Below are 24,511 nucleotides of genomic sequence, written 5' to 3' on the forward strand. Positions count from 1 at the left end.
CTTATGGTTCTTTTCGATCTGGTAAATCCATGTTACTAGAATTTTCAGTAACTTGCTGATTATTTACAACTGGATCTTTAATTTCAACATCAATATCCACGTCTTGAGTACGAATACTCACAGATCCAGAAGCATCCGTTTGAATTTCAACATTGTTATAACCATAAAGTTGACTTTTTTCATAGCTATCACGAGCATGTCTAAGTAGTACAACAATCACAGCTGCGACAGGCAATGCAATGAGCATTCCTAGGAATCCAGCAAGTTGTGCCCCTGCCAGCACTGCAAACACTACAGCTACAGGAGAAAGACCGATTTTATCGCCAAGTAAGAAAGGCTGTAATACATAGCCTTCCACGCCTTGTCCAATCATAAATACAACCAGAACCAAGGCAAGCTGCATCCAATCCACACCAAACTGAAGTAATGTGGCAATCACGGCTGCAACAATACCGACAGCAAAACCAAGGTAAGGAATAATGCTTGCCAGACCTGCAATCATTCCAATGATTAAACCAACATCAAGTCCAATCAGTTGTAATCCAACTGCGTAAACAATGCCTAATAAAATCATGACCAAGAATTGCCCTTTAACGAATGCACCTAAAACACTGTGACATTCACCTGCAATTTCGAGCGTTGTTTTCTCATATGGACGTGGAATTAAGCGATGTAGACTATCCAGCATTCTTCTCCAATCTAAGAGGAAGTAGAAAGCGATGATCGGAATGAGGACAACAGTACCACCCACTTGAATAAAGTTAAGTCCAGATTGAGCCACTCTGAGTGCCATGGCTTGCAAACTATCAGTACTGTAGTTGGTCTGAATATAATCCATCACGATCGTCGACATGTGATTGGTATCGATCTCCATTTCTTCGACATTAAAGGTATTGGATACCCATGGAAGAAAATTGGAGTTAATCCAATTAATACCGACAGGAATACTATCGCGCGCAATAATCAACTGTTTCCAAACCAATGGAACGATGTACCAGAACGCCATGGTTACCGCTACACCAATCCCGATAAAGACCGCACCAATCGAGAACCATCGAGGCAGACCCATCTTTTGTAGTTTATCGACTAATGGACTAAATAAGTAAGCTACAAGAAAAGCAATAATAAATGGAATGACGACAGGCTTTAATAGATACAAAATCCATAGGAAAAGCGCTAGCCCAGCGATAATAAAAATTCGTTTTAATGTACGATCTTGCATGCAATCTCGCCTTTTTCTAAGTGATTCGTTATTGAAATAAAAATATTTCGCTAAAGATAACATTTTAAGGCATAAATACCATAAGAGTTTCGTATATTCAGGTATAATCTCCGCGCGAATGCGGAGACTTCATTATGAGCAACTCAACCTCTACCCATAACACTGGTTTAAGCTATAAAGACGCAGGTGTCGACATTGAAGCGGGCGACGCATTAGTCGATCGTATCAAATCTGTTGCAAAGCGTACTACACGTCCTGAAGTGATGGGCGGTCTTGGCGGCTTCGGTGCCCTTTGTAAAATCCCTAAAGGTTATGAAGAACCTGTTCTCGTATCTGGCACAGATGGTGTTGGTACAAAATTACGTTTAGCATTGAATTTAAATCGTCATGACACCATTGGCCAAGACTTGGTTGCCATGTGTGTGAACGATCTTCTGGTTTGTGGTGCTGAACCCTTATTCTTCCTTGATTACTATGCAACAGGTCATTTAAATGTCGATGTTGCTGCTAATGTAGTGACAGGTATTGGCGCGGGTTGTGAGCTTGCTGGTTGTGCATTGGTCGGTGGTGAAACTGCTGAAATGCCAGGTATGTATGAAGGCGATGACTACGATCTTGCAGGTTTCTGTGTCGGTGTAGTTGAGCAAAGCAAAATTATTGATGGCACTAAAGTTAAAGCGGGAGACGTTTTAGTTGGTGTAGCATCGAGTGGTGCTCATTCAAATGGTTATTCTTTACTTCGTAAAATCATTGATGTAAAAAATGTTGATTTAACTCAAATCGTTGATGGTCGTCCTCTTGCAGATGTTGCAATGGAACCGACGCGCATTTACGTAAAATCTATTCTTGAATTACTTAAGCATGTTGATGTTCACGCGATGGCGCACATCACAGGTGGCGGTTTACCAGGTAATCTTCCACGTGTACTCCCAAATGGCGCTCAAGCAGTTGTAAATGAGTCCTCTTGGGATTGGCCAGAATTATTCAAACTACTTCAAAAAGAAGGTGGCGTTGAACAGTTCGAAATGTACCGTACCTTTAACTGTGGTGTAGGTATGGTGCTTGTTGTTGATGCAAGTGAAGCCGACAAAACAGTTGAACTCTTAAACGGTTTAGGTGAAAAAGCTTGGACTATGGGTCATATCGTAGACAACGCAGAATCTGTTGAAGGCGCTGACGAAAAAATCCGTGTGGTTTTTGCTTAAGTCGCTATTATGATTAAAATTGCTGTCCTTGTTTCAGGTAGTGGTTCCAACCTTCAAGCCTTGATTGATGCCAATCTTTCAGGGCAAATTGTCGGGGTGATTTCCAACAAGCCTGAAGCATATGCTTTAGAACGTGCACAAAAAGCCAATATTGCGACGGCTGTGATTGAACATAAGCATTATCCTAATCGTGAAGCCTTTGATGCAGTCATGCATCAACAGTTAATCGACTGGGATGTTGATCTGGTTATTCTCGCTGGATTCATGCGCATCTTAAGTGCAGGTTTTGTCAAATCATGGGAAGGGAAAATGGTGAATATCCACCCTTCTTTATTGCCACATTACAAGGGCATGCACACACATCAACGTGTTTTAAATACAGGCGATGTGTTCCATGGATGCACAGTGCACTATGTCACGGCTGAACTTGATGCAGGTCAAGCCCTTGCTCAAGGTGTCGTCAAGGTCGCGCTAAATGACAATATTGAAACACTTTCTTCACGTGTTCATGTTCTAGAGCATCTGATTTATCCTCAAGCTGTTGAATGGATTTGCAATGGAACAGTTAAATACACGCAAGAGGGTGTTTTATACCGTGGTCAAGCCTTAGTCGAACCACTTCAATTTTGTAAATTATGAGTTTAAATCATGATGGGTAAATCTAAACCCGCCATAGATTTCACATAAAAAACGCATCTTAAGATGCGTTTTTTATTGCTCAAAATAACACTGATAGATCATTATTTCTTAGACTGGAGCAAATAGGTTTAATGTACTTTATTGAAGCACCAAAGTTTTAATTTTTTCCGCGACTTCGATCGGATGCTCCAAAGGAAACATATGCCCTCCCTCAAAAATATGAAAAGGTATCCCGAATTTTTTTTCAGCTTTGTGAGGAAACTTACGTGCTAAAAATGGCCCTTGAGAAGCAACAAGCATGTCCACAGGAATCATGGGTTTAGCTTGAGGCATCCACCACAAGGAAGGATTGGTCCTGAAAATTTCAACTTCTGTCATTTTCGGGATAGTCAGTTCAACGCCACCGCGTAGATGATCATCTGTCAAAGCATAACGAATATAGTCATCAAAACATTGCTGATCAAATTCTTGATAAAACCCTTTAGGTCTCAATAATTCAGCAGCTTGCTCACGACTTTCCCAATGATCACGACGGCGCAATGACAGAGCAGCTGGAGACATTGAATCTACAGCTTTGAGCTTCAAGACTTTTGCAATGTGCAGCATCAAGGATTCTTTGCCTAAAATCAAAGGAGGATCCATCATCAACACGCGTTCAAAAAGATCAGGACGCTTTAAAGCTGCTTTAAATGTCAGAACAGCGCCCAACGAATGACCAATGCCAATCACCTTACGACCATTGGCTTTTTGGACAATATGATCAATCACTTGTTGAGTCATACTTTCCCAATGATTATCCACAGGATAGCGCTGATCTGTTCCAATGAATGGCACATAGATCACATCAAATTGACCACTCAAAGCATCAAATAGTTTTTGATAGACTTGAGCAGGCACACCATTGGCATGTGCGAAATGAATAAGTGGTTTCATTGTAACTTCGTCGTTTGTTCAGACTGAATTTGCTGTGAAATAGATGATGCAATACCCTGTCCGACTGTTGCACCCATTCGACCCAAAATTGAATCCAGTGGATTGTGCTCAATCGTATAGTTCACAGTCTTATCAATTTTCAATTCACGTTTTAATGCATTTACACTACCGATTCGATCTGCAATCCCTAAAGTGACTGCTTGCTCACCGGTCCAGAATAGACCTGAGAAAATAGATGGATCATTAGATTTCAATTTCTCACCACGACCTTTTTTCACCGCGTCAATAAAGTGTCCATGAACATTATCCAACACCCCTTGAACATGCGCCTTTTGAGCAGGATCGACAGGCTGGGTCATCGACAATAGTGCTTTATTTTCACCCGAGGTCATTGTGCGATCTTCAACACCGAGTTTTTGCATCAAACCATTAACACCATAATTTGGCATAATCACACCAATCGAACCCACTAAGCTCGATGGATTAACAATGATTTGATCCGCAGCAGATGCAATATAGTAAGCACCTGAAGCACCCGTATCACCAATCACCGCATACAGTTTTTTATCCGTATGTGCTTTCTTCAAAATTTGAATTTCTTGCCAAATTTCGTCAGATTGAACAGGTGAACCACCTGGTGAATTGATATTAAGAATCACGGCTTTACTTTGTTTATTTTCAAATGCTTTTTTGAGTGACTTGATCGTATCTTCACTGTTGACGCTTTTCTCATCAGCAGCAATTGTTCCGATAATATCCACGACAGCTAGATGATTACCTGTTGTCGCGCTGGCATCGACATTCGTCGTCGAACAACCGCGTCCCATAACGACCAATATAAATAGAATATATGCAAACGTTAGAAACTTAAAAAATATCCCCCAACGACGTGTACGTCTTTGCTCTTCAACTGAAGCCAATACAGCTTTTTCTAAAATTTCCCATTCTTTACCAGTAACTTGTTTGTTTAAATTACGATTATCATTATGAGGTTGTGGCGGCCAATCGGACATATTTACCATCCAAATTCGTTATTAATGCGACATTATATACATGTAATGGCATTAAACTGCCTAAAACGCCAAATTTAAATTATAATATTCACCAAGCGCTCTCACTTAGAAAATAATCTACATACTGACAAGATGACTGAAAATACACCTTCGACGACAACACGATTACTAAACTTTTTCAGCCGTCGCCCCATTCGATTTTCACGCCTTTTTGCACGCATTCTTGCCGGGTTAATTAATAATTTTCATATAGGCAAAACTGCAAACGTAGTGCGCTTAAATATTGATATTTGTTTGCCCCATTTAACAACAGAACATAAAAATCAAATTGCTCGTGCGGCGATTTCTCATGAGCTGCAATCTTATATGGAGTTCTTTAGCATTTGGGGTAGCTCAAATGAGAAAAATATTTCACGTATACGCAAGGTTCATGGTGCTGAGCATTTCCATGACGCGATGCAAGCCCAAAAAGGGATTGTGTTACTTGCCCCTCACTTTGGAACTTGGGAAGTCATGAATGCTTGGTTTGCTCAACATTCTAAAATGACCATCATGTATAAGCCCATCAAAAATGAGGATGCAGATCGGTTTGTTCGTGCCGCACGTAGTCGTGAACAAGCCAATCTTGTTCCAACGGATGAATCGGGTGTACGACAAATTTTCAAAGCCTTAAAGCAAGGTGGAACAACTGTTATTCTGCCTGATCACACGCCTAAACATGGCGTTGAAAAGATCCGATATTTTGGCTTACCCTTAGACTCAAGCAATCTGAGTTCTAAACTCATCCAGAAAACCAAAGCTGTGGCACTGTTAATCTATGCCATCAGAAATGAAACCGAAGATTTTGATATTCATATTGAAACCCTCGATCCCCAAATCTATGAAGGTTCGGCAACGGATGGGACTTTAGTGATTCATCAAGCGATTGAAGGTTTGATTGCGCGATATCCTGAACATGCACATTGGAGCTATAAACGCTTTAGAGCCAATCCAGTTTTACATGACATCTATAATATAGAGCATGAAGAGGCTCTATCAAAAGTGAGCCAAGTTCGAGAACAGGCTCAAATGGAACTTGATTCAATTCCAATCCCATCAGAGATTGAGGCATGTTCAACTCACTGAAGGCAAATTAAAGGCTAACTATTCGCGTCTTAACCACAGCTTCGAGTCACGATAAGATTCAATGTTGATCTCCCCATTTTTTAAAGTGAATTGAAGACTTCCATGATCAATGGTGGTCTTATATGGAATTGACAAGGCTTCTAGTCGAGCAAGCACAATGGGGTGTGGGTGATGATAACGGTTATTAAATCCTGCCGATGCAATCGCAAGTTTTGGTTTGATTCGCTTTAGAAAATCATAGGATGAACTATGTTGACTACCATGATGGCCTAGAATAAGCACATCCACTTGAAGATTTGGATATTGTTGCAGTAATTCATATTCAGTTTGCCAACCTGCATCGCCCATAATCAGAAAATTCTTCATCCCTGTTGCGTTTAGTACCTCAATATAAATCACACAAGACAATTCGTTTTTATTTTCATCAACATCTGTGAGATTTTCACGTTGCGGCGCAAGCACACTTAGGCGAATGTTTCCAATATGCTGAGTTTGACCTGCATAACAATAATCAAAATTAAAGCCTTGAAAGCGTTCATCCTGCTGATTAGATCTAATTTGATTTATTTTTAAAGTTTGAGCAATTTGGTTAAATGCGCCTGCATGATCTTGATCTAAATGTGAAAGATAAACTTGATCAAGTGTTGAGACTCCCTCACCCATCAAATAGGGAATCACGAGTTGGCGACCAACGCTAAATTTAGACTCGTCATAATATCCACCCACATCAATCATAAGCTGTTGATCTTGGCTTTGTATATGTATCGCTTGGCCTTGCCCAATATCCAATACTGTCAAAGCAAACTCATGTTCTCTTTCCAGTGGAATCACCAAGGGTAAAAAACAAATCAAAGCCCAAGCTTTGGGGATGACCAGCTTCGGTAAAAACAAGATGATGATTCCAATACCGACACTGACAATGGATAAGGATGAAAGACTCAACCAAGTCAGTTGAGGCTCAAATATGCGTTGAAGTAGCGATAAGATGGATAACAAAAAACTCAGCACCCAATCTGCACAATGAAACAATAACAATCCGAGTGGCTCACTGACGGTGCTTAATAGTGCAGCGACGACCTCCAATGGCACAATAACAATCCCGATTAAAGGAATAGCTATTAAATTGATTAATGGGGAAATCCAAGAGATCTGTTGGAAAATAATCGCGACCAATGGAAATAAGGCAATAAAGACTTTCCATTGTGAATCGACTAAAACTCTAAAGAATGTCCATATTTTCACTTGCCACGATTCGACCATTATGCCATCCATCCAATTACGATGCTTCATCATGGTTTGATATACTCGTATCAGAATAAAACAAGCCCCATATGAAAGCCAAAATGCAGGCGATAAGATGCTAAATGGGTCAATCAGCAATAAGATACTCGCGCTCATGAATAGCAGTTTTAGTGCATTGACCTGCTGCTTCAATAAGATCACTACACTTATAATTGTCACAGTTAAAAGTGTCCTCATTGCAGGAATTTCAAAACCCACAAATGCGGTATACAGCAAAACACAACTTAAGAATGGAATAACCAAAAGATAAGGGCGTGGAATATTTAAGAATATTTGGGGTTTAAATTTTGAAATAATTTGATTGATGAAGAAGCAAATGATGACTGCAAAAATTAGAACATGCGGTCCTGAAATCGCCAATAAGTGCGATATACCCAGAACCCTAAATTGCTCTTTGACTACATCTGACAACAGACTTTCATCACCCGTGAGCAGTGCTAATAGAAGTCCTTTATTGGTCAATGATTGTGATTGAATGAAATTTCGGTAATCCAATCTCAACTGTTCAGTAGAAATCTTAAAATCAATGATCCAGTTTGAGTTAGATTGAACAAAACCCTTGTAAGGAGCAAGTCTAGGATCACCTTTACTGATTGGGGTAATATGATTAACTTGCATCGTCCCCATGATATTTTGTTGAATCAGCCATTTTTCTTGATCAAATACATGCGGTATCGCATAGCTATGAGCCGGTTTAACTGTCCCTGTGATTTGATAATAGTGACCTAGTTTTAAATCACTTTGACTGAATCGATCATTGAGATATAAAAGGATGCCATGACTTTTTTGATTCTCGTTATGAGCAAGCTGAGCCATTTGTTGGATGAACTCACGACTATCTTTGCGATTTAGCTCGCTTAGACGGCTGATATAAACGATTTCAGTTCGTTCTTCGACAGCATTTATTCGATGCTGTAATCGCTCTTGTAAAGATTCTACAGCGAAATTATGCCCTATGAGAAATACACTCAGCGCTATGAAACCCATTTTTAAAGCTTGAAAATACAGTTTCATCGTCAATGGGAGTTTAAAAAAGCCGATGATGAGTAGTAAGAAAGAAATAGCATAAAAAATAGGTGCAAATAGAACTAAGCGATCAGGCCACATGTGCCCCATTGTAGAAATGCCTAAGATCCAAGCGATCAATAAAACGAAAAAAATCATCGATATTCTTTATTGTTATTTTGAAACAATTAAAGCTCAATTTCTTGAGCTTTAAAAGGTTAGTGATCGGGTTTATCTCAAACACTGATTACATGATTTAGACACTTTGCTTAAACCCAAAGACCATCTTGCATATGTAAAATACGATCAGCTTCTTTCGCCAATTGTTCATCATGCGTCACAATCAACATCGCCATATTGAACTCTTGGCGTAGATCCGTCAGTAATTCAAAAATACTAGATGCGGTTTTACGATCCAAGTTGCCTGTCGGTTCATCAGCCATCATCAATTTAGGTTGTGTCACTAATGCACGCGCGAGCGCGACACGCTGACGTTCACCCCCAGATAACTCTCCTGGTTTATGGGTCATACGATGCGACAATCCGACACGTTCAAGCAAATATTCAGCGCGCTGTTTAACTTGCTTAAATTCAGCACCTTTACGCAACATTAATGGCATCGAAATATTTTCCAATGCCGTAAACTCAGGTAAAAGATGATGAAATTGGTAAACGAAACCCAGGTGTTCATTGCGTAAAAAACCACGCTCTGCTTCACCTAAGTTATCAAAGCGTTTGCCATTCAGATTCACAATACCTGATGTCGGACGCTCTAAACCGCCCAAGACATGTAATAAAGTACTTTTACCTGAACCACTTGAGCCCACAATTGAGACGAACTCACCTGCGTTAACCTGTAGCGATAAACCTTTAATGACATCTACAGTCGATTTACCATCCGTAAAGCTTTTTTGAATATTTTGGGCATCTAACACGACATTACTCATAACGAAGTGCCTCCGCTGGTTGGATTTTAGCCGCACGTAATGCTGGGTAAATGGTAGCAAGGAAACTCAGCACTAAAGAAACACTGACAATCAAGGCTACATCTTGCCATCTTAAATACGATGGTAAATAGTTAATGAAGTATGCATCAAACAAGTTTAGACCCATTGTGGTATTTAACCATCCCATAAAGCCACTGATGTTTGTTGCGAAAATAATACCCAAAGCAGCACCAGCAAGTGTTCCCACTACACCAATCACCGTACCCTGTACCATGAAAATTTTAGTGATGGTTACAGGTGATGCGCCTAAAGTTCTTAAAATAGCGATATCCGATTTTTTATCGGTCACCACCATGACCAGTGATGAAACAATGTTAAACGCTGCAACCAGTACAATGAGGAATAATAATAAACTCACCATTGCTTTTTCCATTTGGATCGCACTAAACAAGTTGCCGTGTGTATAAGTCCAGTTGGATGCATAGAACTGTCCTGGCAATTGCTGAACAATCTCGTCAGCTACCTGAGGTGCTTTAAAAATATCATCCAGTTTCATGCGTACGCCTTGCGCACCATCGGGTAAACGGAGCAGAGTCGAAGCATCATTCAAGGCGATATATCCCATCATCGAATCAACTTCAGCACCAATACTGAAGATACCCACAATTTTAAAACGTTTGAAACGTGGTACGACACCAGCCGGTGAAGGCGTAGCTTCAGGTAAAACTAAAGTGACACTATCATTTAGACTTAAGCCCAATGCATCCGTCATTTGTTTACCCAGAACAATACCAAACTCTCCTTTTTTCAAAGCGTTAATATCGCCCTGCACCATATGATCTTGAATGATTGAAACTTTCTTTTCATAGTCAGGTTCAATCCCGGTCACCATGATTCCTGCAACCTGCCCTTGGGCTGTCAACATGCCTTGTAATTGTGTAAATGGCGCTGTCCCGACAACATGTTCGTGTGTATCAATCTTCTTGGCAAGCTCTGGCCAGTCTGTTAAAATTTGTGTTGAAGAAACAGTAGCTTGAGGTATCATACCCAAAACTCGGTTTTTCAGTTCGCGATCGAAACCATTCATCACAGATAAAACTGTAATAAGAACAGCGACCCCGAGAGTCAACCCGATCATTGATACCAAAGCAATAAAAGAAATAAAGTGATTACTCCGCCGTGCGCGAGTGTATCTCAACCCTATATACAGCGAGATCGGTTTAAACATACCATCTAGTCCGAGGTGTTTTAATGGAAGCTCTACAGCACCAAAGTGGAGAAAGCGAAAGACGCGTCATGTCCCGTATTGATGCTGCGCTAAGGATTAACTATCAGATCATTTCTGAGGAAATAGCTCTCAATGATCCATATGATTCAAATTTTGTATTACCGCGTTATTTTCTCTTACTTGCAGAATTAGATCAATTTGATCATGCGCTTCTATACGAATTAGAACAATTAAATCAAAAAGATCAACAAATTGCTCGAATCTTATCCTTATTTAACCAAAAATTAAACCTCATTAATGGTTCTCTATACGATTCTATTGTACAAACCATGTTACCCATTCCTGATTCAGTGAACCTATCAGAAACTGGATTGAGTTTTTACAGCGATAAAGAAATTCCAAATGGTTCATATATTCATATTAGCTTAAGCCACCCTGAAAATTTCTTCCATATCGCTGCAACTGCACACGTTGTTTATAGTCGTCCTGAAGAAAATGGTAAATATCGTACAGGAGCATATTTCATTACTTTGCATCCGCAGGATCGAGTGAAACTTGCCAATGCTGTTACTCAACACCAGTCTGAATGTTGAGGCTGTAAATTTACACCTCAACCCAATGCTGAAATTTTTAGTGATTGATTTTATAGGCAAGTAGAAAATCTTTAGAAAAGTAAATCAATAGACCCGTAAGTAGTACAAGCGCACCGATGAAAGTCATCGTCGTTAAAGCTTCATGATTAAAATAAGCACCTACACCTAAAGCAATGATGGGTGTTAATACCGTGGTCAATGATAATGTGGTGGCTTTAATAGTTTTAACCAGTTTAAAATAACAGAACATTGCCAGTAACGAAGACATCACCACTGCATATAACAAGCCAATAAGAGACTTGGATTCGGGCAGTGATGTTGGAACGTATTGCCAAATAAATGGCAACATACAAAGTGCAATCAATGTCGAAACCGTAATTGATCCCGTTGCTTGAAATAAAGGTTTCAATGGTGCATTAATTTTCTTGATCCAAAACATTGAAGCACAATATATAAAGACACTGATCAACATCAATATGATGCCGGTAGGATGTACAACGTGTTGATCTGCCCCGAGACTAATAATCGCTAGACCGCTCAAAGCAATCATCATGCCTAGCCATTGACTCCAATACAGACGTATTTTAAATATAAAAACGCCTAAAATCCCCGTGATTAATGGCGCTAGACCAAACATCAGTGCAATCAGCCCAGAACTCAGATAATCAATCGCTAAATAAGTAAAAACTTGTGAAACAATAAAACTAAATGCGCCTGCGGTATAACTTAAAATTGAACGCTGATCTAGCGGTAAACGCCCTCTTAAGATCAGTAGTAGTATCAATGCAATGGGAAATGCGAGAAAGAAGCGAAGTGCTAATGCCCATAAAGGATGTAAGTCAGTTGCACTCCACACGATTGCCAAAGGTGTAGTCGCCCAAATCAAGACCAGTAACGCATAGGTAAGTGCAATATTGGATTTTGAAGGCATTCACTCTCTTCTTTAATAATGGGTTATCGTTTCAAAATAACTAAAACCAAACTTTATAGATCTGAACAGAATCAATAGAATGACTTTTGTGTGATCTAAAATCAGACATCGGATAAATACATTTAAATAGATAAGTGATTAAAGCTGAGCTGTTTTACGCTTTTGCTTCATAATGGTTTGATCAAGTGCACTTGAAAACTCACGCTTATCACGCTCAGAGATCGGTGCAGGCCCACCAGTATTAACTCCAGCACCACGTAATGTATCCATAAAATCGCGTAAATGTAGACGGGCTTTGATATTAGATTCTGTCCAGATTTCACCACGAGGATGAATGGCAATTCCACCTTTTTCAATCACTTGTGCAGCTAGCGGTATATCTTGCGTCATGACAATGTCATGCTGTTTCATGCGATCTACGATTTCTTTATCTGCTTGATCTGCACCACTCATGACTTGAATTGAATTGATACGAACGGAAGATGTAATCCCGACATTTTGGTTTGCTACGAAAGTGACTTCCAGTTGGTATCGATCAGAAGCGCGTAGAATCACTTCTCGTAAGATTTTGGGAAGTGCATCAGCATCGACCCAAAGTTTAAAAGGCAGCACTAAAATTTCCTACTGTACAAAGTGAATCAATCTTATCAAATTTGAATAAGATTCATAGACATAAAGCTATGAAGAAAATGAATTTAAATGAATAAGAACTTTATGATTAACAAAAAATGATGTTATATCATTTTTAAATAAAATTAATTGCTTGTTTTTGTTCAATGTATGAGCATTTAAACCTATTATAGTTAAATCTATTTTGACAAAGAAATATTAAATCCTTAGTATACACATCACCTCGCAACGTCCCTATCGTCTAGAGGCCTAGGACATCGCCCTTTCACGGCGGTAACCGGGGTTCGAATCCCCGTAGGGACGCCATCTATTGATCGCACACGATCAAAGCATATCCAAAATTACTATTATTTCATTGCAGATCTGTAGTTTTTCACTACAATAACTCGCTTCATTCTTTTGATTCTATTCAATTCCTATGCACTCATCTCCGAATGATGCTACGCATCAGGGCAATTCTGCGCCTTTAAAACGCGCTATGAGTACTCGACATCTGGTTATGATTTCGCTTGGTGGCGCAATCGGTACTGGACTTTTTCTAGGGTCGGGTGAAGTCATTGCACAAACGGGGCCTGTAGGTGCCATTCTTGCTTATTTTCTTGGCGGTATCATCGCTTACATGGTGATGCTGTGTTTGGGTGAGCTTGCCGTACATATGCCTGAGTCAGGATCTTTTGGTGCTTATGCCAAGCGCTATATTGGTCCAGGCACAGGTTATACCATCACATGGTTATACTGGTTAACGTGGTCTGTGACACTCGGTACCGAGTTCACTGCTGCTGCATTACTGATGCAAGAGTGGTTCCCAGATATATCCATGTGGATTTGGACCATCATCTTTGGTGCTTTCGTATTTACGTTAAATATGATTTCAACACGCTGGTTTGCAGAGTCAGAGTTTTGGCTGGCACTGGTGAAAGTCGTTACAGTCGTTGCTTTTATCTTATTGGGCTTATTGGCTATTTTTGGGGTACTCGGCTATCAAGGCTATGAATCTGCGCCTTTGTTCAGCAATTTAACCTCTGAGGGTTGGTTCCCTGAAGGCATTTTCCCCATCTTTGCCACCATGTTAATTGTCAACTTTGCATTTTCAGGAACAGAGTTGATTGGTGTTGCTGCGGGTGAAACCAAAGATCCAGCCAAAAATGTCCCTAAAGCGATCAATACCGCGATTTTCCGGTTATTGATTTTCTTTGTCGGAACCATAGTTGTGGTGACCTCCCTACTTCCTCATCAAGAAGCGGGGCTAGCTGCTGAAGGTGTCAGTAGCAGTCCATTCGTGACGGTATTCCAACATATCGGTATTCCGTATGCAGAAGACATTATTCGCTTTGTGATTATCACCGCATTATTGTCCGCTGCGAACTCTGGTCTGTTTGCAGCCTCTCGTATGATGTGGTCTCTTTCCTTTAACAAGCAACTTCCTGCTGTCTTCTCAAAAGTGAATTCGCGTGGAATCCCATATATTGCTGTTATGGTCACCATGATTGGCGCAATGCCCGGTTTACTTTCAGAGCAATTCGCCCCTGAAACGATTTTCACCAATCTTTTAGGAATTGCCGCATTTACTATGGTTGTGGTGTGGATGAGTATTTGCTTAAGCCAATATAACTTCCGTCGCCAATGGTACAAACAAGGTAAAGCTGCGAAAGATCTTGGATTTGCAGCACCGCTTTTTCCAATCGTACCGATCTTAGGTTTCATTTTCTGTTTTATTACCTGTATCAGTATGGTGTTCGATCCGACGATGCGTGTTAGTTTTTTTGGATGTTTAGCATTTATTGCAACATGTTATGCCAGTTATTATGTGTTTTATCATCCTAAAAATTAGCCTGAACAGATGATTAAGAGTGGCTAATGCCACTCTTTTTGATCTTACTTTTATCTACAACCCCACTTCGATATAAAGTGTAAATCTCTAGCCTAACCTTTAAACAGATCATAAAAATTCTTAAATCCCTAATCTTATATTTCTTGATGGAATATTCGACACCACACTTAGTTTTGATTTATTTTCATACGAACGCACCCTTTTCCTTTAAATACATGTACAAAAAGGTTTGACACACTTACAAATCCACCCTAATATACGCGCACCTCTGAAACGTCCCTATCGTCTAGAGGCCTAGGACATCGCCCTTTCACGGCGGTAACCGGGGTTCGAATCCCCGTAGGGACGCCAATTTCAGAAGTATGTATGTTTATTTAGTCCCTATCGTCTAGAGGCCTAGGACATCGCCCTTTCACGGCGGTAACCGGGGTTCGAATCCCCGTAGGGACGCCATTAAATTTCAGTACTTGTATTTCAAGTTTTGAAATGGTTTAAATATATTTACTTCGACACTGTCCCTATCGTCTAGAGGCCTAGGACATCGCCCTTTCACGGCGGTAACCGGGGTTCGAATCCCCGTAGGGACGCCATATTCGAGATGTAAAAGTCTCAACAAAAAGCCCAAGCATGATGACTTGGGCTTTTTGTATTTTATATCTATAACCTATTTAAACTTCCATTTTTCAATTCACCCATATCGCCGCCCTGTTCTTCTGCACTTAAAATTCATCTTAAAGTGATGAGATTATTCTTATTTAAATAGATACTCAATCTCACAGATAAATGAACAAAGACTCCTATCGAACCAAAAATTTAAATGGGTTCTAACATTGAAAGTTCACATAACACCCATTACGTTAAATAAAGGGTATTAGTAAAGGGTTAACTTCTTCAAAAATATTCTGTTCAGGCATTGTTTTGGAGAAATAACCTTCAAATACCAGTTGAACTCTTTCCCTTAGATCATAAAGTTTAGGATGATTCAAATTCTTGATTTTAAAATAGTCATTCTTATCTAAATGAGAGCTAATAGACAGCGTAATATTGCTAAAAATTCTAAAAACTGCCCAATCTAATTTTTCAGATCCGCTTTTTTCAAGATTATAAATTCCCCATTCTAAAAGCCAATATTCTTCAACATCCCATAATTGTTCTTCATGCAGTTTTCCTAAGAATGATGAATCATCATACAAACTATTACCAGGAAAGTTACGTAGTATAATTTCTTTTGCATGCATATTTTTATTCTTTAAAGTTTTTCTAAAATTAACATAAAACACGTTATACGGAGTTTGATTTTCTATTCCATATATTTCAATGTCTTATATTAGTTTAAATTGCCCAATTACCTATTCATTTAACAGTGATCAGTTGTTTTGAGTTATAAATTGCATTTGGTGCTATGACTGTTTCCTTTAAAGGTGCTTTATTGCCATATCGAGTTTGCATTAGCGCTTTTACTTTTGGATCTGTTAAATCGAACTGCTTCAGTTTTTGTAGCGGTGTAAGCTGGATTCCAAGTGCTTGATCATAAGCTTTCCATACGATCTCAGAACAATAAATTGCATCATCACCCCATCCAAAATACAGATCATAATTTTTACCCAAATGCTTTTCGGCAGATTTAACCAATTTCATCTGTTGTTCAGTATTCAAATTTTTATGATAACGCTTCACGACATAGTGTCGATTCACACCACGCTTCGTCCAAGCATCGAATGATGTGTATTTCACAGGTTGAATCGCCTCTAAAACCCAAGGTTTGCCATTTCTATAAACAATCATCCCCATATGACTATAAGGCGAAGCTGTGGCTTTTTGAATCACGATACTTTGTGAGGACTTAGAGGTATGAAAAATAATGTCACCCGTTTGAAAGTTTTGCGCAAAAAGGCTTGAGGTTGATAGACAGCTGATTATCAATAAAAAGATTCGATTCATATTTTGAGATTTGATCATTGTTATTTTTCTCTTAGATTTTTGTCATTTATTGGCACCATAGCATTGAAATGCTGAGCTCCACCAAACAAGATGATCGAATTAAATAGGCGCTTTAAAAGTCACGAAATTGTAGATAAAGACTACCAAGCATTGAAAACCAAGCCGTACAAGAACTATTTCATAAAAAATGAAGCCCATAAACACCGATAGCCTCCAAATCATGATAAAACCTTGCTATAGATTTTAATCAATCAGCAGATTTAATGACAACATTTACACTTTACCATTTAGCCAACTCTCGATCTCAGCGTATCATTTGGCTTATGGAAGAACTTGAACTTCAATACCAATTAGAAATATGCAAAGTCAATAAAAACAATATAGCTTATCAAAATTTAAAAATGCTATGCCCCAATCCTAAATTTCCATTACTGCATATCCAAAGCCAAGCTCAGAAAGATATTCTCCTGAGTGAAACAACTGCAATTGCGGATTATCTCAGTCATAAATATCAAAAATTTGGATGGGGTAATTTAACGGATGCAGAACATATTGATTTCTTCTATTGGAAAAATTTTGCTGAATCCAATTTTATGCCCAATCTGGCTTTAAAACAAATTTTTGCTCAGATTGTCAATCAAACCCCTTTCATCGCTAAACCTATTTCCATCTTGTTTAAATATGGTTTTGACAAAGGCTTTTTGAATCATGCACTAGAAGCACAAATGAACGCGATTGAAACTCAACTCAGTCAGCGACAATGGATCACAGGTTCGATATTCACGCTTGCAGATATTGTTTTATGGTTCCCGCTGAGAGCTTGTGTCGAGACAAATCGTAAATTTAAGACTTATCCAAATATTCAGCGTTATCTTCAAGATTTGGAAAGCAGACCTGCCTTTCAAAATGCTTTAGAAAAAGGACAATGGTCTGAATCCACATTTAAGGGATATTGGAATATTTGAGAGCTACACAACAAAAGTTGATAAAAAAAATTGTCCAAATTAAACGGTGATAAAAATTACGCTCAAATTTGGACTATTTCAATTAATTTACAACACTCATCAAAAGTGAATCTTTGCCGTTAAGAACTTTTACGTGAATTCACTTTACCTTGAATGATGGCTTTGATATTTCCTTTGGCATAATTTAAGAATACTTTTAAAGGCGACAATTTAGGATTCGGTGCTTTACCCTCACCAATCGCCTTAAACTGTGCTGCATACCAAATAATTTCCATAATCGCCATTTTGTCGACAAATGGAATCCCTGTTTTAATTGGGCTGATTGCATATTTAACATCCTGACCTGCGATCAAACGATTCGTTAAATCCGTCTCAACCGCAAGTGGACGTGCGATCCCAATAAAATCACAAGCACCGCTTTCAAGCGCTGCATTCATACCTTTGACTGTGCGGAATCCACCCGTCACCATCAGTTTACATTTTACTTCTTTACGAATTTTCTCAGCAAAATCTAAGAAATACGCTTCACGTGCAATGGTGCTTTCTTTGCGCTGACTGGATTTTGCACCCGCCATTGCAGGCGCTTCATACGTCCCCCCTGAGATTTCAATCAGATCAATCCCAGCTTCATCTATCGCTTTAAAGACAGAAATGACTTCTTCCTCAGTAATGCCACCACGCTGAAAATCTGCAGAGTTGAGTTTCACTGAAATAATAAAATCATCAGACGTTGCCGCACGGACAGCCTTATAAATTTCTAACAGGAAGCGTGTACGATTTTCAATGGACCCACCCCATTGATCCGTACGCTTATTGGTGATTGGTGACAAAAACTCACTGATCAAATAACCATGTGCACCATGCAATTGCACTCCTTCAAAACCTGCTTTTTCACAAATCGCAGCAGAGGTTGCAAAGCGTTGGATCAAATCTAAGATTTCATCTTCATGCAATGCACGTGGTGTCGCAAATGTGGTTGCCAACATTGCACTAAAAGGCACAGCCGAAGGTGCGACTGTTTCCTTATTCAATCCTTTAGGACATTGACGACCAGGATGTGACAACTGAATCAACTGCACCATCCCATGTTGCTTACCCAGCTCCGCCCATTGCTTCAGCTTTGCCAAATCACGCTCAGTCTCGATAATCACCACACCTGGTTCATTCTTGGCACGAGCATCAACCATGACATTACCCGTGATTGCACAGCCTAAACCACCTTTTGCCCATGCTTCATATAGACCTAAATGAAGATGATTGGGTTCACCTGCGACATTCGCCAGTGCTTCGCTCATTGCACCTTTAATCACGCGATTTTTAAATGTGGTCTTTCGAATCTGAATCTGTTCTGCAATCTGGTTCATGCTGGCGATCTCTTATTTTAATCAATGAAATAAATTATGAGTTTGAGTGTAAATTTGACAATATACAATGTCAATTTGATTAAGATGAATATTGGCTCGCCTTAATCAGGTTTTTTGTATATTCATTTTGTGGACGCATAAATAATTGTTCTGTGTCTTGAAACTCGATTACTTTGGCATTTTTCAAGACTAAAATCTTTTGACAAAGCGCCCTCACCACATGAAAATCATGACTAATGAATAAATAACTGAGTGCATCTTCAAGCTGTAACTGTCTCAAGAGCTTCACAATTGAACCTTGTGTCGTTCGATCAAGCGCAGAAGTCGGTTCATCCAAAATGATGAGTTTAGGTTTCAAAATCAATGCTCGTGCCAATGCCACACGTTGACGTTGACCACCTGAAAGCTCATGGGGATAGCGAGATTTAAAATGTGTGGGTAATCCTACACGCGTTAATGACTCATCAATCAACTCAATGATTTTTGATGCAGGAACTTTTTTAATTCCCAATCCCTCACCTATAATCCGCTCGACATTCATTCTCGGATTTAAACTACTAAAGGGATCTTGAAAGACAATTTGAAAATCACTGCGTAAGGGTCGAAGCTTGTTTTCATTCAATTGATTGAGATCATTTCCTAGTAAAACAATATTGCCATCGCTTTCAATTAATCGTGCGATTGCGAGCGCTAAAGACGTTTTACCCGAACCACTTTCTCCGACCACACCAATCGATTCACCTTTGAGAATGTTGAAATCCAATGCTTCAACAGCGACAAAATAATCTTTCACACGGTTGAGCAAACCCTGCTTAATGGGAAATTTAACCGCAACCTGCTTTAATGCTAAAATTTCCTGACTGTTGTTTAATGCTAAATTTGCAGTTCCAAAATCATGATCCAATAAATGCTGGGTATAACTGGCTTTTGGCTGGGTAAAGACTGTTTCGACTTCGCCTTGCTCTACAACAAGTCCCTGATGCATCACAATCACATGCTGTGCATAATGGCGAACCAAGTTGAGATCATGACTAATCAGAATCATCGCCATATTTCGTTTTTGAATGAGCGACTTGAGTAAATCAAGCACCTGAGCTTGTAAAGTTACGTCCAATGCCGTCGTCGGCTCATCTGCAATCAATATATCAGGCTCTAGTGCCAGTGCTGCTGCAATCATGACACGTTGACGCTGACCACCCGACAACTCATGCGGATAACGTCTGAGCTTTGCTTCAGCATCACTCAAACCGACATCATGTAGCAATTGAATGGTTTTAATGCGAACCTCTTGCTTGCTATACCCTTTGAGCAATAAAGGTTCACCGATTATTTTTTCAACACGATGCAATGGATTAAGTGCAGTCATCGGCTCTTGAAAGATCATGGCAATATGTTGACCACGAATAGCTTGAAGTGCCTGTTGATTTAAGGTGAGTAGATTTTTATTTTGAAATAAAGCTTCACCTGAAATCTGTAAGTTTTGCGGCAATAAACCAAGTAAAGCCAAACTACTGATCGACTTTCCCGAACCACTTTCACCGACAATGGCTAGCGTTTCACCTTGTTTAAGGTCAAAACTCAGATCTTCTACCAAAACCTGTTGCTGATTGTTGATTTGAAGATGATGAACACTCAATAGGGGTTTAATTTTGTCTTGGATCGAATGCATCTCGCGTCGCCTCCCCAATATAAATCAGTAATGAAAGGACGATGGCTAAGCTAAAGAATCCCGATAAAGCCAACCAAGGTGCGCTTAAATTATTTTTCCCTTGAAGCAATAGCTCCCCTAAAGATGCTGCATCAGACGGTAATCCGTAGCCGAGAAAATCAAGTGCAGTCAAAGCGGTAATATTGGCGGTAAGCATAAAAGGCAATTGAGACAAGGTTGAACTCATGGCATTGGGCAATATATGCCTAAAAATAATCGTAGCGTCTTTTACACCTAAGGATCGAGCGGCTCGAACATAATCCAAATTACGTGCTCTTAAAAACTCTGCACGAACCAAACCAACCAATGCAGTCCAACCAAATAACAACATAATAAAGAATAACCAATACACGCTTGGAGTGAACATACTCACTAAAATCATCACCATGAACAATGTCGGTAACCCACCCCACACTTCCAAAATCCGCTGACCGATTAAATCAATCCACCCACCATAGTAGCCTTGTATTGCACCCACAATGATTCCAATCACAGAGGCCAATAAAGTCAGCGCTAAACCAAATAACAGTGAAACTCGTAAACCATAAAGAATTCGAGCCAAAACATCTCGTCCTTGGTCATCTGTACCCAACCAATTTTGTGCAGTTGGAGGTGATGGTACTGGTACAGTCAAATCGAAATTTGGGGTTTGATAGGAATAACGACTGATCGGCCAAATTGCCCAACCGTTATCCTCAATCATCTGTTCTACTACAGGGTCACGATAATCCGCTTCCGTTTCGAAGACCCCACCAAATTCAGTTTCAGCATAGGTTTTAAAAACAGGAAAATACAGCTGTTGATCATACTGCACCACGATTGGTTTATCGTTCGCAATAAATTCAGCGAATAGTGATGCTATAAAAATAATGGAGAATAAAATAAAACAACCAAATCCTAAGCGATTTGATTTAAAACGATTGAAACGCTCACGCATGATTGGAGACATTATTTTGCTCCTCTCGAATCAAAATTAATCCGAGGATCAATCACTTGATACAGCACATCACTAATGAGACGAAGCACTAAGCCGAGCAAAGTGAAAATAAACAATGTGCCAAAAATCACAGGATAATCACGTTGTTGAATCGCCTCAAAACCGAGTAAACCGATACCGTCTAAATTAAAGATAATTTCGATAAATAAATTACCGACAAAGAAAATTCCAACCAGTGCCTCGGGTAATCCTGCAATCACAATTAACATCGCATTACGAAATACATGACCGTACAGCACTCGATTTTCACTCAGTCCTTTTGCACGTGCCGCTAGCACGTATTGCTTGTTCAGTTCTTCCATAAACGAATACTTCGTTAGATAGGTCAAACCTGCAAATCCACCTAAAACCAATGCGGTCAGCGGTAAAGCCATATGCCAAAAATAGTCGGCAACTTTTCCAAACAAGCTGAGTTGTGCAAAGTTTTCAGAGACTAAACCTTGTAGTGGGAACCATTGAAAATAAGATCCGCCTGCAAAGAACACGATAAGCAAAATTGCAAAAACAAAGGATGGAACGGCATAACCCACGGCCAAAAGCAGAGAGGTTGATTTATCAAAAAACAAACCATGTTGACGAGCTTTTTTAATCCCTAAAGGAATCGACACCAGATAAATCAGTAAAGTACTCCAAAGTCCCAGTGAAATGGTCACTGGCATTTTTTCCCATAGCAGTTGAGTGACAGGTTTATCTTTAAAGAAACTGGTACCAAAATCAAAACTGGCATAGCCTTTGAGCATCAACCAAAATCGTTCATGAGCAGGTCGATCAAAGCCATATTGTGCTTCGATTTTTGCGATCATTTCTTCGCTCAATCCTCGCGCACCTTGATACTGTGCGCCTACATTGGTCCCTGTAGAGCCAGCTTCTCCACCACCTGTAGCCACACCCACACCTTGGAAATTTTCAGCTTGTTGGATCGCTTGTTCAACAGGGCCACCAGGTGCCAGTTGAATGACAACGAAATTGATTAACAGAATCAAAAACAGCGTGGGAATAATCAATAACAAGCGCTTTAAAATATACATGCCCATATTTACGCAATTCCTTTTTAATTACGTCTTATTGGCGACGTAAATATTGAGCAACTTTTCGGGCTTCGTTTTGATCCACCCACCAATATTGTTCACCTAATGCCAACTTAGGTTTCACACTCGGCTGTTTATACATATTCCAGTAGGCATACCATTTTTTATTATTGCCATAGGTCAAGATTTGATAATAGCCTGCACGTAACAATCGATCTAACACTTTGGTTCTGATAATGAGTTGTTCACGATTCGGTGCGCGAATGACTTGTTGAACAGCATCATCAATCACTGGATTTTTGATGCCTGAGAAATTGTAATTGCCGACTTCGTCTGCAGCCTTACTACTCCAAAACTGCGCTTGTTCATTGCGCGGCGTTAACGACTGTGGCATCACCATGGTAGTCATATCAAAGTCTGAACGGCGCATACGCTCTAAATACTGAGGTACATCGACTTGGCGAATTTGAACATCAATACCCAACTTTTTTACATTTCGAATAAAGGGCAGAATTGCTCGTTGTAAACCATCCTGATGAATCAACAGCTCAAATTGCATCGGTTGACCACGTTGATCATGCAATTTTCCATTTTTAAAGCGATAACCTGCTTTTAACAAAATTGAGCGTGCTTGTATTAAACCTTGACGGTTAAATCCACTGGCATCAGAAACCGGAAACTTCCAATTGGCTACAGCCCCTTGTCTTTGTAGAGGATGCAATTTGGGTAAATAGTTTTGCAGTATTTTGAGTTCCGCTGAGCTCGGTGAACCTTTAGGCTCAAGTTCGCTATTAGAAAAATGACTTTGTAATCGCTGATACTGACCATAGAACAACGCTTTATTCAGCCACTCAAAATCATAGGCATAGGTTAACGCTTGACGAAAATAAATATTATTGAACGGCGCTTTTCGGGTGTTGAAAACAAAACTTTGAGTCGGTGCTGGCGTTTCAGGTGATGAAATATATTTCTTCACCATTCCTGATTTTATAGCCGGAAAATTATATCCAGTGACCCACGTTCTGGCTTTCTTTTCTTCATGAAAAGTGAATTGTCCAGATTTGAATCCCTCAAAAGCAATATCCATATTGCGGTAATAAATGTATTTAATCTGATTGAAATTATAACGACCGCGGTTGAGTGGCAAATCTTTCGCCCAATAATTTGGATTTCGTTTATAAGTGATACTTCGCCCAGCATCAATCTTATCAATGGTATAAGGGCCAGAGCCTATGATCGGTTGCAAAGTAATTTTAGTGAAATCTCTATTTTTCCAATCTGCTTTTGAATAAATTGGCATCTGCGCCAGAATCGTCGGCATTTCAGTATTGTTATTCGATTTAAATGTCATTTTGACACGGTGTTTAGATAAAACTTCAGTCTTCGCTAAATCTGATAAATACATTTGCAAACCCGGATTACTCTTGGTTTGAAATACATCAAAGCTAAACTTGATATCTTCAGCTGTCACGCTGCTACCATTACTGAATTTGGCTTTGGGATTGAGTTGGAAAATTACATACTGTGTTTTCTTGGGATCAAAAGTGACTTTCTCAGCCAACAATGGATAAAGCACACTCGGTTCATCAAGCGAACTTCCCATCAAGGTATCAAATAAATAGCTGACGCCATCTACCTCCGTGCCTTTGCCGTTCATGCTATTTAAATTATCAAATGTCCCATTGGCTGAATAACTGATCAGCCCTCCTTTAGGTGCATCTGGATTTGCATAAGGCATACTTTTAGCATTGGCATATTTTGGCGTGGCATAAAGCGAAATATAAGGCGTCGTTTGGACTTCTGCCCAAACGACATTGATGGAACTGAAGCAAACAACGGCAAGAATTGTCATTCTTGACATTTTAATAAGCGGTTGCATCCTTGCGCTGAATCCTTAATTGCTC

21 protein-coding genes and 4 tRNA genes are annotated in these 24,511 nt (G+C 39.6%); 10 read left to right on the plus strand and 15 right to left on the minus strand.

The features are described from left to right. Position 1: 1 nt before the first annotated feature. On the minus strand, positions 2-1,222 hold the full coding sequence (gene cxpE, locus AC5YD2_RS04010; RefSeq protein WP_496125082.1) for a chloramphenicol efflux transporter CxpE: 1,221 nt from the start codon (positions 1,220-1,222) through the stop codon (positions 2-4). A 134-nt stretch (positions 1,223-1,356) separates the two neighbouring features. On the opposite strand from cxpE, the gene purM reads away from it, so the two are divergent. Further along, entirely contained in the window at positions 1,357-2,427 is a 1,071-nt protein-coding gene (gene purM, locus AC5YD2_RS04015) for a phosphoribosylformylglycinamidine cyclo-ligase (RefSeq protein WP_496125083.1), read from the plus strand. Positions 2,428-2,436: 9 nt separating this feature from the next. Continuing rightward, a complete protein-coding gene (gene purN / locus AC5YD2_RS04020; protein ID WP_496125084.1) occupies positions 2,437-3,066 on the plus strand; it encodes a phosphoribosylglycinamide formyltransferase in 630 nt (209 codons plus the stop codon). A 138-nt stretch (positions 3,067-3,204) separates the two neighbouring features. Here the strand turns inward: purN and AC5YD2_RS04025 are convergent, their stop codons facing one another. Together AC5YD2_RS04025 and sppA are read right to left on the minus strand one after the other, a co-directional pair. Continuing rightward, on the minus strand, positions 3,205-3,999 hold the full coding sequence (locus AC5YD2_RS04025; protein ID WP_496125085.1) for an alpha/beta fold hydrolase: 795 nt from the start codon (positions 3,997-3,999) through the stop codon (positions 3,205-3,207). Continuing rightward, positions 3,996-5,012 carry a signal peptide peptidase SppA gene (gene sppA / locus AC5YD2_RS04030; RefSeq protein WP_496125086.1) on the minus strand — a complete coding sequence of 339 codons (1,017 nt, stop codon included), beginning with the start codon at positions 5,010-5,012 and terminating at the stop codon, positions 3,996-3,998. The genes AC5YD2_RS04025 and sppA overlap by 4 nt, the downstream gene beginning before the upstream one ends. A gap of 132 nt (positions 5,013-5,144) precedes the next feature. Between sppA and AC5YD2_RS04035 the strand changes: the two genes are divergently transcribed. Next, positions 5,145-6,137 carry a lysophospholipid acyltransferase family protein gene (locus AC5YD2_RS04035; RefSeq protein ID WP_496125087.1) on the plus strand — a complete coding sequence of 331 codons (993 nt, stop codon included), beginning with the start codon at positions 5,145-5,147 and terminating at the stop codon, positions 6,135-6,137. 18 nt (positions 6,138-6,155) lie between these two features. Here the strand turns inward: AC5YD2_RS04035 and AC5YD2_RS04040 are convergent, their stop codons facing one another. The 3 genes from AC5YD2_RS04040 to AC5YD2_RS04050 all read right to left on the minus strand — a co-directional run bounded on the left by AC5YD2_RS04040 (position 6,156) and on the right by AC5YD2_RS04050 (position 10,619). Then, positions 6,156-8,603 (minus strand): DNA internalization-related competence protein ComEC/Rec2, encoded by a 2,448-nt coding sequence (locus AC5YD2_RS04040; RefSeq protein WP_496125088.1) that lies wholly within the window; start codon positions 8,601-8,603, stop codon positions 6,156-6,158. 110 nt (positions 8,604-8,713) lie between these two features. Then, a complete protein-coding gene (lolD, locus tag AC5YD2_RS04045; RefSeq protein WP_496125089.1) occupies positions 8,714-9,391 on the minus strand; it encodes a lipoprotein-releasing ABC transporter ATP-binding protein LolD in 678 nt (225 codons plus the stop codon). Beyond that, positions 9,384-10,619: a lipoprotein-releasing ABC transporter permease subunit gene (locus tag AC5YD2_RS04050; protein ID WP_496125090.1), complete on the minus strand. Its 1,236-nt coding sequence runs from the start codon at positions 10,617-10,619 to the stop codon at positions 9,384-9,386. The genes lolD and AC5YD2_RS04050 overlap by 8 nt, the downstream gene beginning before the upstream one ends. Before the next feature lie 23 nt (positions 10,620-10,642). Here AC5YD2_RS04050 and AC5YD2_RS04055 point away from each other — a divergent pair, with 23 nt between their 5' ends. Then, positions 10,643-11,212, plus strand: coding sequence for a PilZ domain-containing protein (locus AC5YD2_RS04055; protein ID WP_496125091.1), 570 nt, complete (start codon positions 10,643-10,645; stop codon positions 11,210-11,212). 37 nt (positions 11,213-11,249) lie between these two features. Here AC5YD2_RS04055 and AC5YD2_RS04060 read toward each other — a convergent pair whose 3' ends face one another. Both AC5YD2_RS04060 and AC5YD2_RS04065 read right to left on the minus strand, forming a co-directional pair. After that, the gene (locus AC5YD2_RS04060) at positions 11,250-12,143 is read right to left on the minus strand and encodes a DMT family transporter (RefSeq protein WP_496125092.1); all 894 of its coding nucleotides are present in this window, start codon (positions 12,141-12,143) and stop codon (positions 11,250-11,252) included. Between the two features lie 138 nt (positions 12,144-12,281). Further along, positions 12,282-12,755: a YaiI/YqxD family protein gene (locus AC5YD2_RS04065; RefSeq protein WP_496125093.1), complete on the minus strand. Its 474-nt coding sequence runs from the start codon at positions 12,753-12,755 to the stop codon at positions 12,282-12,284. A 248-nt stretch (positions 12,756-13,003) separates the two neighbouring features. Here AC5YD2_RS04065 and AC5YD2_RS04070 point away from each other — a divergent pair. From AC5YD2_RS04070 to AC5YD2_RS04090, 5 genes are all read left to right on the plus strand, one after another. Next, a tRNA-Glu gene (locus AC5YD2_RS04070) sits at positions 13,004-13,079 on the plus strand. Positions 13,080-13,191: 112 nt separating this feature from the next. Further along, positions 13,192-14,604, plus strand: a complete 1,413-nt coding sequence (locus tag AC5YD2_RS04075) for an amino acid permease (protein ID WP_496125094.1) — start codon at positions 13,192-13,194, stop codon at positions 14,602-14,604. A gap of 275 nt (positions 14,605-14,879) precedes the next feature. Continuing rightward, positions 14,880-14,955, plus strand: a tRNA-Glu gene (locus AC5YD2_RS04080). A 26-nt stretch (positions 14,956-14,981) separates the two neighbouring features. Then, positions 14,982-15,057: transfer RNA gene (locus AC5YD2_RS04085), tRNA-Glu, on the plus strand. A gap of 61 nt (positions 15,058-15,118) precedes the next feature. Then, positions 15,119-15,194, plus strand: a tRNA-Glu gene (locus AC5YD2_RS04090). A 267-nt stretch (positions 15,195-15,461) separates the two neighbouring features. Here AC5YD2_RS04090 and AC5YD2_RS04095 read toward each other — a convergent pair. Both AC5YD2_RS04095 and AC5YD2_RS04100 read right to left on the minus strand, forming a co-directional pair. Then, positions 15,462-15,842, minus strand: coding sequence for an Imm41 family immunity protein (locus tag AC5YD2_RS04095; protein ID WP_496125095.1), 381 nt, complete (start codon positions 15,840-15,842; stop codon positions 15,462-15,464). A gap of 115 nt (positions 15,843-15,957) precedes the next feature. Continuing rightward, on the minus strand, positions 15,958-16,563 hold the full coding sequence (locus tag AC5YD2_RS04100) for a YiiX family permuted papain-like enzyme (RefSeq protein ID WP_496125096.1): 606 nt from the start codon (positions 16,561-16,563) through the stop codon (positions 15,958-15,960). A gap of 245 nt (positions 16,564-16,808) precedes the next feature. On the opposite strand from AC5YD2_RS04100, the gene AC5YD2_RS04105 reads away from it, so the two are divergent. Beyond that, entirely contained in the window at positions 16,809-17,510 is a 702-nt protein-coding gene (locus AC5YD2_RS04105) for a glutathione binding-like protein (RefSeq protein ID WP_496125097.1), read from the plus strand. 119 nt (positions 17,511-17,629) lie between these two features. Here AC5YD2_RS04105 and AC5YD2_RS04110 read toward each other — a convergent pair whose 3' ends face one another. The 5 genes from AC5YD2_RS04110 to AC5YD2_RS04130 all read right to left on the minus strand — a co-directional run bounded on the left by AC5YD2_RS04110 (position 17,630) and on the right by AC5YD2_RS04130 (position 24,468). After that, positions 17,630-18,874: an NADH:flavin oxidoreductase/NADH oxidase family protein gene (locus AC5YD2_RS04110; protein ID WP_496125098.1), complete on the minus strand. Its 1,245-nt coding sequence runs from the start codon at positions 18,872-18,874 to the stop codon at positions 17,630-17,632. Between the two features lie 79 nt (positions 18,875-18,953). Next, complete coding sequence (locus AC5YD2_RS04115; RefSeq protein WP_496125099.1) at positions 18,954-20,543, minus strand: ABC transporter ATP-binding protein; 1,590 nt, start codon at positions 20,541-20,543, stop codon at positions 18,954-18,956. Beyond that, the gene (locus AC5YD2_RS04120) at positions 20,518-21,531 is read right to left on the minus strand and encodes an ABC transporter permease (RefSeq protein WP_496125100.1); all 1,014 of its coding nucleotides are present in this window, start codon (positions 21,529-21,531) and stop codon (positions 20,518-20,520) included. The genes AC5YD2_RS04115 and AC5YD2_RS04120 overlap by 26 nt, the downstream gene beginning before the upstream one ends. Beyond that, positions 21,531-22,613 (minus strand): microcin C ABC transporter permease YejB, encoded by a 1,083-nt coding sequence (locus AC5YD2_RS04125; RefSeq protein WP_496125101.1) that lies wholly within the window; start codon positions 22,611-22,613, stop codon positions 21,531-21,533. The genes AC5YD2_RS04120 and AC5YD2_RS04125 overlap by 1 nt, the downstream gene beginning before the upstream one ends. Positions 22,614-22,641: 28 nt before the next feature. Beyond that, positions 22,642-24,468, minus strand: coding sequence for an extracellular solute-binding protein (locus AC5YD2_RS04130; protein WP_496125102.1), 1,827 nt, complete (start codon positions 24,466-24,468; stop codon positions 22,642-22,644). Between the last annotated feature and the right edge of the window lie 43 nt (positions 24,469-24,511).

It is taken from the genome of Acinetobacter sp. CY73 (assembly GCF_059515865.1).